Here is a 1083-nt window from a genome sequence, read left to right as displayed (position 1 = left end):
ACGAAGTTTTTCGGCGAGTTCAAGGCGTATGACCAGATCGACGCCGCTCCTGAAGAGCGCGCCCGTGGCATCACGATCTCGACGGCACACGTCGAGTACGAAACCGCAAACCGTCACTATGCACACGTCGACTGCCCAGGTCACGCTGACTATGTGAAGAACATGATCACCGGTGCGGCACAGATGGACGGCGCGATCCTGGTTGTTTCGGCTGCTGATGGCCCGATGCCGCAGACCCGTGAGCACATCCTGCTCGCTCGTCAGGTTGGCGTTCCGGCAATCGTGGTGTTCCTGAACAAGTGCGACCAGGTTGACGACGCAGAACTGCTCGAACTGGTTGAACTGGAAGTTCGCGAACTTCTGTCGAAGTACGACTTCCCGGGCGACGAAGTTCCGATCATCAAGGGCTCGGCTCTTGCTGCACTGGAAGATTCCTCGAAGGAACTGGGCGAAGACGCCGTTCGTTCGCTGATGGCCGCTGTTGACGACTACATTCCGACCCCGGAACGTCCGATCGACCAGCCGTTCCTGATGCCGATCGAAGACGTTTTCTCGATCTCGGGTCGTGGTACGGTTGTGACGGGTCGCGTTGAGCGCGGTATCGTCAAGGTTGGTGAAGAAGTTGAAATCGTCGGCATCAAGGCGACGACGAAGACGACGGTTACCGGCGTTGAAATGTTCCGCAAGCTGCTCGATCAGGGCCAGGCTGGCGACAACATCGGTGCACTGATCCGCGGCGTTGGCCGTGAAGACGTAGAGCGCGGCCAGGTTCTCTGCAAGCCGGGTTCGGTTAAGCCGCACACCAAGTTCAAGGCAGAAGCCTATATTCTGACCAAGGACGAAGGTGGCCGTCATACGCCGTTCTTCACGAACTACCGTCCGCAGTTCTACTTCCGCACGACGGACGTGACCGGTGTTGTCACGCTGCCGGAAGGTACGGAAATGGTTATGCCTGGCGACAACGTCACTGTTGACGTCAGCCTGATCGTCCCGATCGCCATGGAAGAGAAGCTCCGCTTCGCTATCCGTGAAGGTGGCCGCACCGTCGGTGCAGGCATCGTCGCTTCGATCATCGAGTAATGA

Annotated in this window: 1 protein-coding gene; it reads left to right on the top strand. The window is 58.4% G+C overall.

What is annotated here, in order from left to right; genetic code table 11:
* Positions 1 to 1080, top strand: a 1080-nt coding sequence (gene tuf / locus FIB18_RS24700) for an elongation factor Tu (protein ID WP_140023485.1), incomplete at its 5' end; no start/stop codon positions are given.
* Positions 1081 to 1083 lie beyond the last annotated feature (3 nt).

Origin of the sequence: Brucella pecoris, assembly GCF_006376675.1 — a bacterium.
GTDB classification, from domain to species: Bacteria; Pseudomonadota; Alphaproteobacteria; order Rhizobiales; family Rhizobiaceae; genus Brucella; species Brucella pecoris.
Note: the sequence above shows the minus strand (reverse complement) of the source record. Positions and strands in the feature narration are given on the sequence as shown.